The organism is Aeribacillus sp. FSL K6-8210, assembly GCF_037963925.1.
In the GTDB taxonomy this organism is placed as follows: domain Bacteria; phylum Bacillota; class Bacilli; order Bacillales; family Aeribacillaceae; genus Aeribacillus; species Aeribacillus composti.
Genome location: NZ_CP150172.1, coordinates 2,038,405 through 2,053,876, shown reverse-complemented (window position 1 = coordinate 2,053,876; position 15,472 = coordinate 2,038,405). Strand labels below are relative to the sequence as shown.

The 15,472-nt window shown below is 38.5% G+C and carries 16 protein-coding genes; 10 read left to right on the top strand and 6 right to left on the bottom strand.

The annotated features are described in order from the left end of the window. Window positions 1–55: 55 nt before the first annotated feature. Window positions 56–700: a PspA/IM30 family protein gene (locus tag NSQ41_RS09880; protein ID WP_063387808.1), complete on the bottom strand. Its 645-nt coding sequence runs from the start codon at window positions 698–700 to the stop codon at window positions 56–58. 15 nt (window positions 701–715) lie between these two features. Beyond that, complete coding sequence (locus NSQ41_RS09875; RefSeq protein ID WP_063387809.1) at window positions 716–1,057, bottom strand: hypothetical protein; 342 nt, start codon at window positions 1,055–1,057, stop codon at window positions 716–718. 167 nt (window positions 1,058–1,224) lie between these two features. On the opposite strand from NSQ41_RS09875, the gene NSQ41_RS09870 reads away from it, so the two are divergent. After that, window positions 1,225–1,611 (top strand): hypothetical protein, encoded by a 387-nt coding sequence (locus NSQ41_RS09870; protein WP_339209821.1) that lies wholly within the window; start codon window positions 1,225–1,227, stop codon window positions 1,609–1,611. Window positions 1,612–1,959: 348 nt separating this feature from the next. On the opposite strand, the gene NSQ41_RS09865 is transcribed toward NSQ41_RS09870, so the two are convergent. Next, entirely contained in the window at window positions 1,960–2,937 is a 978-nt protein-coding gene (locus tag NSQ41_RS09865) for a LacI family DNA-binding transcriptional regulator (protein ID WP_063387811.1), read from the bottom strand. A 95-nt stretch (window positions 2,938–3,032) separates the two neighbouring features. Between NSQ41_RS09865 and NSQ41_RS09860 the strand changes: the two genes are divergently transcribed. The 5 genes from NSQ41_RS09860 (at window position 3,033) to NSQ41_RS09840 (ending at window position 8,109) form a co-directional block, all read left to right on the top strand. Beyond that, window positions 3,033–3,176 carry a hypothetical protein gene (locus tag NSQ41_RS09860; protein WP_339209820.1) on the top strand — a complete coding sequence of 48 codons (144 nt, stop codon included), beginning with the start codon at window positions 3,033–3,035 and terminating at the stop codon, window positions 3,174–3,176. A 565-nt stretch (window positions 3,177–3,741) separates the two neighbouring features. Further along, the gene (locus NSQ41_RS09855) at window positions 3,742–4,683 is read left to right on the top strand and encodes a ring-cleaving dioxygenase (RefSeq protein ID WP_339209819.1); all 942 of its coding nucleotides are present in this window, start codon (window positions 3,742–3,744) and stop codon (window positions 4,681–4,683) included. A gap of 41 nt (window positions 4,684–4,724) precedes the next feature. Beyond that, window positions 4,725–5,336, top strand: a complete 612-nt coding sequence (locus NSQ41_RS09850; RefSeq protein ID WP_339209818.1) for an alpha/beta hydrolase — start codon at window positions 4,725–4,727, stop codon at window positions 5,334–5,336. A gap of 1,161 nt (window positions 5,337–6,497) precedes the next feature. Then, on the top strand, window positions 6,498–7,430 hold the full coding sequence (locus NSQ41_RS09845) for an aldo/keto reductase (RefSeq protein WP_066251228.1): 933 nt from the start codon (window positions 6,498–6,500) through the stop codon (window positions 7,428–7,430). Between the two features lie 97 nt (window positions 7,431–7,527). Beyond that, a complete protein-coding gene (locus tag NSQ41_RS09840; RefSeq protein WP_066251226.1) occupies window positions 7,528–8,109 on the top strand; it encodes a TIGR00730 family Rossman fold protein in 582 nt (193 codons plus the stop codon). Window positions 8,110–8,192: 83 nt separating this feature from the next. On the opposite strand, the gene NSQ41_RS09835 is transcribed toward NSQ41_RS09840, so the two are convergent. The 3 genes from NSQ41_RS09835 to lexA form a co-directional block, all read right to left on the bottom strand. Then, window positions 8,193–8,777, bottom strand: coding sequence for a lysophospholipid acyltransferase family protein (locus NSQ41_RS09835; protein WP_066251223.1), 585 nt, complete (start codon window positions 8,775–8,777; stop codon window positions 8,193–8,195). 732 nt (window positions 8,778–9,509) lie between these two features. Further along, window positions 9,510–10,889 carry an NADP-specific glutamate dehydrogenase gene (gene gdhA / locus NSQ41_RS09830; RefSeq protein ID WP_094245873.1) on the bottom strand — a complete coding sequence of 460 codons (1,380 nt, stop codon included), beginning with the start codon at window positions 10,887–10,889 and terminating at the stop codon, window positions 9,510–9,512. A 329-nt stretch (window positions 10,890–11,218) separates the two neighbouring features. Further along, entirely contained in the window at window positions 11,219–11,842 is a 624-nt protein-coding gene (lexA, locus tag NSQ41_RS09825) for a transcriptional repressor LexA (RefSeq protein ID WP_063388299.1), read from the bottom strand. Window positions 11,843–12,001: 159 nt separating this feature from the next. Here lexA and NSQ41_RS09820 point away from each other — a divergent pair, with 159 nt between their 5' ends. From NSQ41_RS09820 to tkt, 4 genes are all read left to right on the top strand, one after another. After that, window positions 12,002–12,316, top strand: a complete 315-nt coding sequence (locus NSQ41_RS09820) for a LysM peptidoglycan-binding domain-containing protein (protein ID WP_063388298.1) — start codon at window positions 12,002–12,004, stop codon at window positions 12,314–12,316. Window positions 12,317–12,334: 18 nt separating this feature from the next. Beyond that, window positions 12,335–12,985, top strand: a complete 651-nt coding sequence (locus NSQ41_RS09815) for a recombinase family protein (RefSeq protein ID WP_066251220.1) — start codon at window positions 12,335–12,337, stop codon at window positions 12,983–12,985. A gap of 75 nt (window positions 12,986–13,060) precedes the next feature. Next, window positions 13,061–13,291 carry a DUF896 domain-containing protein gene (locus tag NSQ41_RS09810; RefSeq protein ID WP_066251255.1) on the top strand — a complete coding sequence of 77 codons (231 nt, stop codon included), beginning with the start codon at window positions 13,061–13,063 and terminating at the stop codon, window positions 13,289–13,291. Between the two features lie 71 nt (window positions 13,292–13,362). Next, window positions 13,363–15,372 carry a transketolase gene (gene tkt / locus NSQ41_RS09805; protein WP_066251217.1) on the top strand — a complete coding sequence of 670 codons (2,010 nt, stop codon included), beginning with the start codon at window positions 13,363–13,365 and terminating at the stop codon, window positions 15,370–15,372. Window positions 15,373–15,472 lie beyond the last annotated feature (100 nt).

Sequence of the window (15,472 nt, the reverse complement as noted above, 5' to 3'; positions counted from 1 at the left end):
AACATAAATATGGAAAGGCGTAGAGAACTACGCCCTTATAGCATAACAATTTACGTTAAGAATTTGAATCCGTTTCTTGATTTTTTAATTCTTTTTCAAGCTTTGCGATTCTTGCATCAAATGTTAATGTATCGTATCTGTTGTTGATTCGATTTTCCAGTTCATCAAGGTAATTCTCTATTTCAGCAAAGCGAACAAAATGGTTCTTTTCGGAATTATGCTGCTCAAGAACTTGGTTGATCCGGGAGTAGGCGCGTGCAATATTTTCTCGTCCCATCAGCTCCATGCGCTTTATATGCATATCTTTTAATTTATGTTTCATTTCTTCATATTTATGTTCTAAGTCAATGAGCTGTTTCGTTGCTTGTTCAAGCGCTTGTTTTAATTTTGATGCACGCTCCTCATACTGCTGCTGCTCGTTGATGGCAAATTGATGCAATTCTTCTTCTTGCGCTTTCAACGCAATTTCGGCTTGATATTTTCTTTTTTCTTTTAAGTGTTCAGCATGGTTGTATTCTCTTAACAGCTCTTGTTTTAATAATCGTTGGCGTTCGATTAATTTTTGAACCTTTTCAACTTCCTTTTCACATTGGCGCAAATATTCATTTAATAGCGCAATTGGATTCCTTTGTTCCTGTTCATTCAATAAATCATGTAAATCGGCCATAATCACATTTTTTAATCTCGTAAATATGCTCATTTTTTTCCCCTCCATTTATTGTCGTTTTAGTGATTCCCATTGTTTTTCAAAATTGGTGAATGGATCGTCTGACACATACGGATCATTCGATTTTTTCCAATTATTAAAAATGAGATAAAGCACATATGCGGCGATTAAACCGAGAATAGCTGGGACATTTGCAGCTGAAACAGATAGTGCAATCAGCCCGACAATCCCCCAAAACCATTTTTTTGATTTTTTGTCGGATTTCACAAATTGTTTAAACGAAAAGTATAGAACAAGCAAACTGATAAGAAGTCCGACGATTGAGCCGAGATTGGCGATTAAAACTATTGCGGCTATTGCACCTGCGATGAACAAACCGATTTTTTTCATAATTTGAATGACCTCCTTTCAATTTTCATCTTACCTTTTGTCGTTGCTGCTCATAACGAACCTGAGGCATATTTTGAACTACGACTTGAGGCGTATTTCGATTTCCTTTCAATGATTTTGTTCTGCTTCGGATCATGGTTAGAAGGGAGGACGGGGCATGGGAAACATTGATCAATCTGTATAAAAAGCACGCCATTATTGATTTAATGCGATATTACACCGTGATGAATTTGTTAATGATCTTGTTGTTTTTCTTCCGTAATCTAGCGGATGTGCCTTGGCATTTAATTTTATTCGCCTTGCTGCTCGGGTTGAATTTTTTGCTGATTGGTGCGTTATTGATTTTATTGGTCAAAAATGTTGAAATGGCGTTCGGATTCATTGCCATTTATACGGTTGTCGAATACGTGACAAACGGCGAACTTATACCATGGCCGCACTTTTTTTACAAATTCAACTCGATGGTTGACGGAAATAAAGCGTTTGTTTATGCAGCAAATATTTTGAGCATCGTGATCGCAAGCTTGCTGATAAGAAGAAAATTAACGGAGTAGGAAAATTGTTTTAAAAAGCGGTTTGGGGAAATAACGCTCCAATTTTAAGGATTTTCATTGCTATGCAATTGAAAACATCTGTAAGGCCATTTGTGATTGACGTACACTTTGCTGTCGGCCAAAAAGGGGAGTAAGTATGCAGACAAGTTGTTAACCAGCTTTGAGTAGTAATCGATGAATTTCACACTGAACGTCAAAAGAAAACGGAATATGGAAAAAGACGCATGCAAATCGTCAAAATGATTACAAAATCAAATGAAAAATCCTGCCAAGCTGCTTCGGTTTTTGCAGATGATCGTTTGGCAGGAAAGATTTGAACTCTAAAGAGGGGGCATCCTTCTTCATGGGTTACACAGTTTTCCGCTCAATTAACCGAAAGGGGAGAGTCATCTTCTTATTTGTTTGCTCCCGTTTTTCTTTACAATGAATAATCGATTGCACCGCAAGCTTCCCCATTTTTCTTATTGGGATTTCAATAGTAGTGATTCCCATGATGTCGGCAATAGGCTGATTATCAAAGCTTAAGATGGCAATGTCTTGAGGAATCTTTATTTTATATTGTTCGGCACTTAATAAGATACCTGCTGCCACTTGATCGTTTGTAACAAAAAAGGCAGTCGGTTTTTTCTCTAAATGCTGAAGCTTTTCCATAAGCTGTTTGCCGTCAGTGATCGATAGGCATTTGTCGAAGATCCACTCGCTTCGAATCGGTTCGCCTAATTCCTTCATTTTTGTTTTATAGGCTTTTCTTCTTTTTTTACTGTTTGGCCCTTCCATTCGTCCTAAAGTAAATGCAATTTTCGTATGACCTTTCGAAATTAAATAGTCCAAACCAAACTGAAATGCCTGTTCATGCGGAATGCTCAAAGAAGGGAAATGGCTTTGGTCTGAATCTTCGCAAAGAACGATCGGTCCAGCATTTTTATATTCTTTCAATACATCAAAGGAAATGGCTCTTGAACAAAAAATGACACCATCCAATAAGGTTCCCCGCAACAATTCCAATGCTTCAAGCTCTTTTGCTGGTTCATAATTCGTTTGAAAGAGAACAAGCTGCAAATGATGCTTGATCGCTTCCTCCGAAATCCCTTCCACAATGCTGCTAAAATAAGGATGATCGATTTTAGGCAGGACGACGCCGATCAAATTTGAAAAGCCTCTAGACAAGTGGACTGCATGAATGTTCCGTTTATAGTTGATTTCTTCTATCACTTTTAAAACCGCTTCTTTTTTTTCGTCACTGACATATGGATGATTATTTAAAACTCTCGAAACCGTTGTAACAGAAACACCTGCAAGCTTTGCAATATCACGAATCGTTGCCATGAAATATCCCTTTCTTTTAAAAATCCTTGACCTGAAACGCGTTTCATACATTATGTTGATGTTGACAAAGAGATGAGTTTGAGGGGGGGAGGAATATGATGAAAGGATTACTTATTTTAATTGGCTTATGTCTTCTTGAAATCATCTTAGCAAAATTGGCGTTAAAAGACAAAGATGCTTTGTTAATGGATTTTGCTGAGTTCTTTGATTTAGATGATAAAAAAGAAGATCAGAAATGATACCTGTCCGGTTACGGTATTAAACTTCATTTGTCTACATTTGCTAAAGCCATACGGATTTACTAATATTAAATTGCAACGGTCATTCCGATCAGTCTGCAAAAAGCAATTTGCTTTTGCATGTTTTCGGTTTATCTGAAAGCAGCTGGCGGATGCCGGCTACTTTCAGGATGTTGCGTGTTCATCACCAATCTTAAATTCGACTGTGTTTGCCGAGTCATCACAAAAAAATTTATGGAACGGCCAATTGCCCTTGCTGCGGCCAGAACAACAATTTCTGTAACGATTTTGCGCGCAAGAGGAGAGGGAGGTTTCTCTTCGCATTCAAACGCTGCTCTTGCGATTGCTTTCATTTTGGTAAGGATGGTATTTTAGTGAATACGGAACGAAAAGAGATGAAAAATTCAACAGATCAGCTTTTTGACAATAAATGAAAGATTTGATAAAATTATTTTGAATTAAAAATAATTTAATTCGAGATATTTTAATTCGAAATAATGACCCGTTAAAATGATTGATTTACAAAAACGAATCGCGTAAAGAAAATAATAAAGGAGAATCAAAGATGAAAAAGAAAACAGCTGGAATTCATCATATTACTGCTATTGTCGGCCATCCGCAGGAAAATATTGATTTTTATGCTGGAGTTTTAGGGCTGAGGTTAGTTAAAAAAACTGTGAATTTCGATGATCCCGGCACGTACCATTTTTATTTCGGGGATAAAGAAGGAAAGCCAGGGACACTGATTACTTTCTTTCCTTGGCCTGATGCGTATCAAGGAAAAATCGGCAATGGTCAGGTGGGTGTAACTTCTTATGTGATACCAGAAGGTTCCATGAGCTTTTGGCAAGAAAGACTAGATAAATTTAGAATTCCGTTTACAATGACAGAACGGTTTGGTGAGTCACTGCTTGTATTTCAAGACCCGCACGGTTTGAACATTGAGCTAGTGGAACGAAAAGAAGGAGAATTAAATCAATGGGAATTTGGCCATGTCACCTCTGATGTTGCCATTAAAGGATTTGGCGGCGCCGTATTATATTCATCATTTCCTGAAAAAACGTCAGAGTTGTTGGAGAATATTTTTGGACTTCAACGAATTGGAAGGGAAGGAGATTTTATTCGTTTTCAGTCTCCAAGTGAAATCGGCAATGTCGTTGATGTAAAATTTACTTCTTCCGGACGCGGCATCATGGGGGTTGGAACAGTCCATCATATCGCGCTTCGGGCAAAAGACGACAACGATCAATTAGAATGGAAAACATCTTTAGAATCAAATGGATACAGGGTAACGCCAGTTCAGAATCGAAAGTATTTTCATTCTATTTATTTCAGAGAGCATGGTGAAATTTTGTTCGAAATTGCAACAGATCCTCCGGGTTTTGCAATTGATGAATCTTTAGATGCACTTGGAAAAGAATTAAAGCTTCCGGAGCGTTACGAAAAGTATCGGGAACGGTTGGAAAATAAGTTGATGCCAGTGGAAGTCCGTAACCTTGACGAATAAGAAAAGTAATGCTTAATAAACGCTGAGAAGGAGAAAAAACGATGAAACATATTTTTCAAAAAGGAAGCAATCCGGCAAAACCGACACTCCTATTGCTGCATGGAACCGGCGGAAATGAGTTTGATCTTCTTCCCATTGCAGAAATTATTGATCCAGAAGCATCGATTTTAGCTGTGCGCGGAAATGTAATGGAAAATGGAATGCCGCGTTTTTTTAAAAGACTTGCCGAAGGAGTTTTTGATGAAGAAGATCTTGTTTTCCGTACAAAGGAATTAAACTCGTTTTTAGATGAAGCAGCGCAAACATATCGATTTGATCGAAATTCTGTAATCGCAATCGGTTATTCCAACGGAGCAAATATAGCAGCCAGCCTTTTATTCCATTTTCGGGATGCGCTAAATGGAGCCATCTTGCATCATCCGATGGTGCCGAGAAGAGGGATGGATCTGCCGGATCTATCAGGAAAAAACGTTTTTATTGCAGCTGGAAAGCGTGATCAAATTTGCTCTCCTGAAGAATCAATAGAGCTTAAAACATTTTTAGAAAATAACAACGCAAATGTGCACTTGCATTGGGAAAATGGAGGACATGAGCTGACTTTATCAGAAGTTCAGGCAGCATCCAATTGGTACCGGCAGCTTTATCAAAAATAAGCTGTGAAAGATACCAATAAAAGCAAGTAAATTGGATCAAAATGTTGCCAGCAATCAATTGGCCGTCATTCCAAAATGTTTATAACAAAATGCGGAAGGAAATTGGGCGTGCTCTTTCATTTGTAAATGTTTGTAATTCTCAAGGCTCGTACATCATATATCAAAAGAGCTGCTTAATTCCACGCAAAGCGGATCAAAAATGATCCGTAATGCCAAAAAGTTTCGTCAAAGTGCGGGAGTTCTTATATTTGAAAAAATGTTTATCAACTTTGAACCTTGTGCATCAAATATATTAACAGAGCTGCCGAATTCCACAAGATTTACAATAAAAAATCGTGAGCGTTCGGTGGATTTTATGAAATCAAGATAAGTATTCGCAAAATAAATGTTTTGACAGACACTAATTTGCAATTTTTCAGTAATGCTTTATTCTGTTTTAATTAATTGATATAATTGCCGAAAAAAAGAATATCCTTCTAAATAAAAAGATTGAAAGTAAAGGACGGAATTGCTTTCAAGCAAACAGTGGGGCTGTCCGACGAGTTGCTAAAATGAAAGATTTTGAGAAATACAACTGTGAAGGACAAAAATAATGAAATAAAATTTATAAATGTTCTTTATAGAGGCAATGAAGTCCAACAAGAAGCGATTGTATGTGCTGAATGTCCGTCATAAAACTTTTGAAGAACCTAATGAAGAAAGAGAGCAAAAGAAAAATCCTTCATAAGACTTCTGAAGGATATAAACAAGATTGAAAAAAATTGTCTGTCCGATAAGTCCATAAAATAAAGAGGTTGTCCAGAAAGTCAAAATCCACTGAAAACGAAACATCATAAGCATTGATATATCAGCGTTTCCAAAACATTAAAGGAGCGTCTATAAGCCGGAAAATCGACTTATTAGACAGCCCCCTCTTTATTTTGTTATTGCAGCAGGCTGCAGTTGCTTAAGATATTTTTATGATGCTTTAGACAACCTCAAGAATTTGAACATAATGGAACAAACAATAAACAGTCGAGCAACTGCTGCTTGAAAATGAATAAAAGAATCCTTTCATAATTTCATTTATAAAGCCATAATAATATTTAATAGCTTATTAGTTAAAAAACTGATTTTTCTGATAGAATTTGTTATAATGTAAATGAAAGGAGTTGAAATATTGTGACAAAAAAGACTAGATTAGGCAAGACCGATATATATGTGAACCCAATCGGACTTGGAACAAATGCTGTTGGCGGGCACAACATTTTTCCAAACCTTGACGATGAAACTGGGAAAGAAATCGTTCGTACAGCTTTGGATCATGGAATAAATTTTTTGGATACGGCATTTTATTACGGTCCTGAGCGTTCGGAAGAAATTATCGGTGAAGTCGTCAAGGAGTTTGGCCGTCGTGATGAAGTAGTCATTGCTACTAAAGGTGCTCACAAATTTGTAGACGGAAAAGTTGTTCTTGATAACTCTCCCGATTTCCTTCGCGAGTCGGTCGAGGGCAGCCTGAAACGCTTAAAAACGGATTACATAGATTTATATTACATTCATTTTCCGGACGAAACGACACCGAAGGATGAAGCTGTCGGTGAATTGAAGAAGCTTAAGGATGAAGGGAAAATTCGTGCGATCGGTGTATCGAACTTCTCGCTCGAACAATTAAAGGAAGCGAACAAAGATGGGTATGTCGATGTAATTCAGTCCGAATATAACTTATTTAAACGACAAGCAGAAAAAGATTTGCTTCCTTACACAGCGGAAAATGGAATATCGTTTATACCATATTTTCCACTTGCCTCAGGTCTATTAAGCGGAAAATATTCGAAAGATGCGAAGTTCAATGATTCACGTGCACAAAATCCTTTGTTTCAAGGGGAAGCATTTGCGCGTAATCTCGAAAAAGTCGAGCAATTGCGTCCAATCGCAGAAGCGAAAAATGCTGAAATTGCTCACGTTGTGCTAGCATGGTATTTAACGGTCGATTCCATCGATGCGATCATCCCTGGTGCGAAGAAGCCGGAACAGGTACTTGACAATTTAAAAACGTTAGATGTCCAGTTAACAAAGGAAGAAATAGAGAAAATCAGTCAGATTTTTCAATAATTTTGTAAAAAAGCTGTGATGGAAATATCCCATTCACAGCTTTTAATAGGACTTTCTCATTCGTCAGAACGTTTAGAGAAGAAGCAGGAGTGGTAATATGAGACGTGTTTGTGTTTTTGCAGGATCGAATCCGGGAACAAATCCTAAGTATAAAGAAGCAGCTATCAAACTGGGAGAAGAATTGGTAAAAAACAGGCTTGAGCTCGTATATGGAGGCTCCAGCATTGGTCTGATGGGAGTGATTGCAAACACCGTATTAGAGTTAGGAGGCACCGTATTGGGCGTTATGCCGACGAATTTATTTCAAGGAGAGGTTGTCCACAAGCATCTCACTCAGCTTTATGAAGTCAATGATATGCATGAGCGGAAAGCAAAAATGGGAGAGCTTTCAGATGCGTTCATTGCTCTTCCCGGAGGCTATGGTACTTTTGAGGAAATATTTGAAGCGGTTAGCTGGGGGCAGCTTGGGATTCATGAAAAGCCTGTGGCGTTGTTAAATATCGATGACTATTACACGCCGGTAAAACAGATGATTGAGAATGCGGTAGAGGGAGGCTTCATGCCTGAAACGCATAAACAGTTTATGATTTTTGCAGACAATCCCTCTATATTAATAGATAAACTTCGTGCGTACAAACCGCCTTTGAAGACAAATAAGTGGATCGAACTAGATCGATAAATGAAAATATCAGAACTTTACTTCGCCTTTAGCTTTCTGATCAGTTTGTCTAAAAATGACAAGCTGATCAGAAACGTCAATGTTTAGTCGTTTATGCTTTTTTCAAGAGCTTTCAGCTTATGTTCAAGCTGTTGAAGCGCATCATCAATTTGATTTGCATTTTTCTCTAAATAGATTGGTTCGCCAAATGCAACGACAGCTTTTTTCCCGGCAAAAAAATCTTTTAAACTTTTTGGACCATGATAGGTTGCAGGCAATATGGGAACGCCGGCTTTCATCGCAATTGTAACCGCGCCTCTTTTTAAAGGAACTTCCTCGTCTGTTCTTGTGCCGCTCGGGAAAATTCCAACAACTTTATTTTCTTTTAACAGTTTCAAAGGAATTTTTAGTGCGCTCGGTCCAGGATTTTCACGATTAACTGGAAAAGCATGCATCTTTTTCAAAAACCAACCTATGAGCGTGTTCTGAAACAATTCTTTTTTGGCCATATAATGGACATGAATTGGAAAAAGTGCTGCGGCGAGCAAGACTACATCTACCCAGCTGCGATGAGAGCATGTAACAATAAAACGATGGTCTGCCGGAATATGCTGCTTGCCTTTGACTTCTAGCAAACTAAAAATTTTAATGATCAATATTGCAAGTTTTCCTGCTAAATGATAAATCATTTTGTTCCCCCCCCGAATGACTTCCAGAAATATGTTTGCGTTGCAAAAGATCTGTATTTTCGGTTAGGGCGCATGTCGATTTTGTCTGCGTTCAGTTTAGCATTTTTACGTGATGCATGTAAAGTCGGTAGTACATCGTCAACGAATCGTCTTATCCAAAGTCAGTCAGTGAAAATACCGCCGTTTCATTTGGAGGAAGGGCGGGTCGTATTCGGTGTTTTTTAGATGAACAAGTATTTGTGCTGAAGGTTGTTGGCGCTGGATAAAAGGGGCAACCACATCAATAATAAAATGTTTTAATTGGAAAAATCAATTTTAATAGCAGTTACTTTGTTTCTATAAATTTTATACTTAATGATACAAAATATTGAGAGTAAAGAAGAGAAGAAGCAGAAAAACGAACATCAGCGCAATCTGTCTTTTTTAATTAAAAAGCAAGAGACAATCAGTCCAGGCATCAGCGTAAAAAAATATGTAAGATAATCTGACATAAAACTTCAATTCTCTCATTGAATGGGATACACTGATAGAGAAAAATTTGATCCAATCGTGGAAATAAAGAAGAGTGAATTTGGATCGGTGTGATGTCAATTTCTATTCACTCAAGTTAAGATGGGGTATTATAGTGAGCATGATGAATCGCCAAAGCAGGTTAGGTAAAGCTTTAGCGATTATCATATATGTTTACTCACTATAAAGAATAAATGATGGAAATGACCATTTTTCTATCTTTTAAATGACTCCTTGTTCTACCATTGCATCAGCGACTTTTTTAAATCCTGCAATGTTAGCGCCGACGACAAGATTTCCGGAGCAGCCGTATTCATTTGCAGCGTTGACGCAATTTCGGTAAATGTTCTTCATGATATCACGTAATTTTGCGTCGACATCTTCAAAGCTCCAAGATAATCTTGCGCTGTTTTGAGCCATTTCTAATGCTGAAACAGCAACTCCGCCTGCGTTAGCAGCTTTTGCAGGTCCAAAAAGAATATTGTTTGATAAAAACACGTCGATCGCTTCTAATGTAGACGGCATGTTGGCGCCTTCTCCAACAGCTTTGAGTCCGTTGGAAACAAGGAGTTCAGCTGCTTTTTTATCGATTTCATTTTGAGTAGCGCATGGGAGGGCAATATCGCACGGAATGGACCAAATTCCGGAACAGCCTTCATAATATTCTGCATGAGGATGTTCATTTACATACTCTTTAATTCTTTTTCTTTCAACTTCTTTTAACCTTCTAACCGTTTCAAGATTAATTCCATTTTTATCAAAAATGTAGCCATCAGAGTCGCTGCATGCGACAACTTTTGCACCTAATTGTGTTGCTTTTTCAATCGCATATATGGCAACGTTCCCAGAACCAGAGACAACAACTGTGCTTCCTTTGAAGCTTAATCCATGGTCTTTAAGCATTTCTTCAACAAAATAAACAGTTCCATACCCTGTCGCTTCGGTTCTCGCTAGGCTTCCGCCGTAACCAATGCCTTTTCCGGTTAACACCCCAGCTTCAAATCCGCCGCGTATTCTTTTATATTGGCCAAACAAGTATCCGATCTCTCTTGCGCCAACTCCAATATCACCGGCAGGAACGTCAATATCTGGTCCAATATGTTTGTAAAGCTCTGTCATAAAGCTTTGTGTAAATCTCATAATTTCCCCATCTGATTTACCTTTCGGATCAAAATCAGATCCGCCTTTTCCTCCGCCGATCGGCTGCCCAGTCAATGAATTTTTGAAGATTTGTTCAAATCCTAAAAATTTAATAATGCTGGCGTTGACGGTCGGGTGAAAGCGCAAGCCTCCTTTATATGGCCCAATTGCACTATTATATTGCACTCTAAATCCGCGGTTTACACGCACTTTTCCTTCGTCATCCACCCATGGAACGCGAAAAATGATCAATCTTTCCGGCTCAACAATTCTTTCAAGTATTCCGTGTTTTATATATGTAGGATGTTGAGCAAATACAGGCACAAGCGAGTCAAATATTTCTTTTACAGCTTGAAGAAACTCAGGCTCATTCGGATTTTTTTCTTGCACGGATTGAAATACTTCATTGACATATTGCTTTGCATTTTCCAGTTCACTTTGTTTCATAAGTAATTGATTCATAGCACCTCTCCTATACCTAAAATTTAAGCAGTTAGAAGAATTCAAACAATTCAGTAAATCATCCCGGCACTGACTAAGGAAGCGAAATCTACAATAAAAAATTCTACAACAAAATAAATCAAAAAACAATGACTGTTGAGAATTGTTGCATAATAGCTTTGCATGCAGGCGCGGAGAAGGCGCCTGAAATTTGTTTCATTGAATCTAGCTTGTCTGCATACATATTGATTAGAAAACATTTTTAAAAATTTAACATCGCTAAGAGAGGGAATTTTGAAAATTTTATAAAAAGAAAAAGGATGCCTCACCTGTTTTGAGACATCGAATATTCAGTGTATGGAACGGTATAGCCCGATCACTTTTCCGAGTATTGTCACATTTTTTAAAATAATCGGTTCCATTGTTGGGTTTTCCGGCTGAAGCCGTATAAAGTCTTTTTCTTTGAAAAACCTTTTTACGGTCGCTTCATTGTCGTCTGTGAGCGCGACAACGATGTCGCCGTTATTGGCTGTTTGCTGCTGTCTGACAATAACTAAATCTCCGTCCAGAATGCCTGCTTCGATCATGCTTTCTCCGACTACTTCAAGCATGAAAAGTTGATCATCACCTGATGCAATATGATTCGGAAGCGGAAAATATTCTTCGATGTTTTCAACGGCAGTGATCGGAATACCAGCCGTCACTTTTCCGATGACCGGCACGTTGATCACATTGTTTGTTAGAAGGTGGCTGCCATCATCGTCCAAAATTTCAATGGCTCTCGGCTTTGTGGGGTCTCTTCTAATCAGTCCTTTGCTCTCAAGCTTTGCTAAATGCCCGTGAACAGTTGAACTGGAGGCAAGACCGACCGCTTCGCCGATTTCTCTTACAGAGGGAGGGTATCCTTTCTTTTTTACTTCCTCCTTAATGAAGTTCAAAATATCTTGTTGTCTCTTAGATAATTTTGTTGACATGTCAAGCACCTCAGTCATATCAATTTGTGTCGATTATAGCATGATTTTTCCAAAAAAGCAAACGTAAGTTCGAATATTTGCTTGACAGAAACATGTGTTCCCTTTTATACTTAAAAACAAAAAACCGAACAAATATTCTGTTTCAGGGGGCGGTTCTAAATGGATAAATTATCATGGTCTTACATCGTTTCTTTTTTCCTTGTCATCATGGCGGCAGTTTTGGCGATTTCGTATACTGGAGAAAGGGAAGAGCTCGATCATTATTTGGAGGTTCAAGTGAAGGAAGGGGACAGTTTGTGGAAAATCGCTGATGAATATAAAGAATATGACAATATGTCTCATTCAGAGTTTGTTAAATGGGTTCAGGAGCGAAACAATCTCCAAAGCCTTGTTGTAAAACCGGGGGAAACAATCGTCATTCCGATTGAAAAAAATAAATACTACAATGCTGAATATTTGGCAAACAAAGAATAACCGCAAGGAGCATTTAACATGAGAGCAGTCGTTTATGCAAGAGTCAGCACTGAAAAAGATGAGCAGGAAACATCTTTGAAAAGACAGAAGGACGAGCTGTTAAAGCTCGCAGCTGAAAACGGTATGGAAGTTGTTGAAGTGATAGAAGAAAAAGCGAGCGGGTATGATGTTGATCGTGAAGGGGTTTTTCAACTGCTGGAATTGATTGAGGAGAAAGAAATTGAAGCGGTATTAATACAGGATGAAACAAGAATTGGCAGAGGGAATGCCAAAATCGCCATTGTCCATTCCATTTTGAAACAAGGTGTGAAAATTTTCACCGCTGCCCATCGCGGGGAGATGGAACTGTCTGAATCAGACACGATGGTGCTTGAAATCATAGGAATTGTCGAAGAATATCAACGAAAAATTCATAATTTGAAAATAAAGCGGGGAATGTTGAGAGCTATACAAAATGGGTACAGGCCTGAAAAAAATTTAAAGAATAGAAATTCTTCCTATAAAAGAGAGCGAAAAGAAGTTCCGATCGAGGAGATTGACCGATTGCGGAAAAACGGCCTGACATTTTCAGAAATAGCGGCAACATTAAGAGGATTCGGCTATGACGTTTCAAAAGCTACTGTCCATCGCAGATATCAACAATTTTTGTCAGAAAAAGGAGAATCATAGCAATAATTGTTGTCATTAGTGGTCGCATTTAGTATGATAAAAGAGCGCGGCAAAAATATACAAGGGGTTCAGCTTATGATTTCAAAAGAAAAACTTAACCGTATTAATGAACTATCTAAAAAGTCTAAGTCAGAAGGATTGACGCAAGAGGAAAAGCTTGAGCAGCAGCAATTAAGGCAGGAATATTTAGAGTCGTTTCGTCGGGATTTTCAAAACACCTTAAAAAATGTTACAGTGATTGATCCGAAAGGTAATGATGTTACACCGGAAAAATTGAAAAAATTTAAAAATAAAAGGCTGCATTAACGGATGGGTGTTGCCTTATTGCAACAATAAAGATAAGATTATAAACTGAAAATACAGATGAGAGGATGATAATGGTGACTCATTCCATTCAAGATTTATCCATCATGACGATTCGAACATTATCCATTGACGCGATTGAAAAGGCGAATTCCGGACATCCTGGAATGCCAATGGGCGCCGCACCAATGGCTTATGCGCTGTGGACGAAATTTATGAACATTAACCCTGAAAACCCTAATTGGTTTAATCGAGATCGCTTTGTTTTATCTGCCGGACATGGGTCGATGCTGCTTTACAGCTTGCTTCATTTATCGGGTTATGATCTTTCCATGGATGATATTAAGTCGTTTCGTCAATGGGGAAGCAAAACACCTGGACATCCTGAATACGGACATACACCTGGCGTTGACGCAACAACTGGACCATTAGGCCAAGGAATAGCAATGGCCGTTGGAATGGCGATGGCAGAACGTCATTTAGCAGCTACATACAATAAAGAAGGATACAATATTGTTGATCATTACACATACGTCATTTGCGGTGACGGTGACTTAATGGAAGGGATTTCCTCTGAAGCAGCTTCCTTAGCTGGTCACTTGAAGCTTGGACGATTAATTGTTCTTTATGATTCGAATGATATTTCCCTAGATGGGGATTTAAATAAATCATTCTCAGAAAATGTAGAAGAGCGCTTTAAATCTATGGGCTGGCAAGTGCTGCGCGTTGAGGACGGCAACAACATTGAAGAGATTTCGAAAGCAATTGAAGAAGCCAAATTGGATGAACAACGACCGACATTAATTGAAGTAAAAACAACAATCGGATATGGTTCGCCGAATAAAGCAGGCACTTCTTCCGTTCATGGTTCGCCGTTAGGTCCAGAAGAGGCAAAATTGACAAAAGAAGCCTATGCATGGACATTTGAAGAAGATTTCTATGTTCCAGCAGAAGTTTATGAGCATTTTGAGAAAAATGTAAAAGAACGTGGAAAGCAGAAAGAAATTGAATGGAATAATTTGTTTGAAAAGTATGAGAAAGAATATCCTGAACTTGCAAAAGAGTTAAAGGCAGCAATCAATGGTGAATTGCCAGAAAATTGGGATCAATCTTTACCTTTTTATGAAGAAGGAAAAAGCGTTGCAACCCGTTCTTCTTCTGGAGAAGTATTAAATGCAATAGCTGAAAAAGTTCCTTATTTCTTTGGGGGATCTGCAGACTTAGCTGGATCAAACAAAACGACAATAAAAGGTTCAGGAGACTTTTCTGCGGAAGATTACAGCGGACGAAACATTTGGTTTGGTGTCAGAGAGTTTGCCATGGGAGCAGCATTGAACGGTATGGCTCTGCATGGAGGTTTACGTGTTTTTGGCGGAACGTTCTTTGTTTTCTCTGACTATTTGCGGCCAGCGATTCGTTTAGCAGCATTAATGAATCTCCCTGTAACTTACGTGTTCACTCATGACAGCATAGCGGTTGGAGAAGACGGACCAACACATGAGCCGATTGAACAATTAGCTTCTTTGAGAGCAATGCCGAATCTTTCTGTCATTCGTCCAGCTGATGGAAATGAAACAAGAGCTGCGTGGAAGGCTGCGCTGGAATCTAAATCAACACCGACTGCATTAGTATTAACGCGCCAAAATTTAGAAACTATTAAAGGTACGAAAGAAAATGCTGAAGAAGGTGTTGCAAAAGGCGCTTATGTCATTTCACCGGCGAAATCGGATCAACCGGATGCTCTTCTACTTGCATCAGGTTCAGAAGTAGCATTAGCTATTAAAGCTCAACAAATTCTTGCATCTGATGGAATTGATGTGCAAGTCGTCAGCATGCCGTCATGGGACCGTTTTGAAAAGCAATCAAAAGATTATAAAGAATCAGTTCTTCCTAGCAGCGTAACGAAGCGTCTTGCGATCGAAATGGCATCTTCGCTTGGCTGGGAGCGCTATGTCGGATCTGAAGGTGAAATCTTAGCTATCGACAAGTTTGGAGCATCTGCACCTGGGGAAAAAATTATAAGCGAGTACGGTTTTACTGTTGAAAATGTTGTCGAAAAAGTAAAAGAATTAGTTCGGAAATAATCGCCAAAATTAGTGCCTCTATCCGCCACCATAAGACAAACCTTTTACATTCCTTGCTTTATAATAGCAAAAAAGGAATGTAACAATGAGGTGAGCGCAT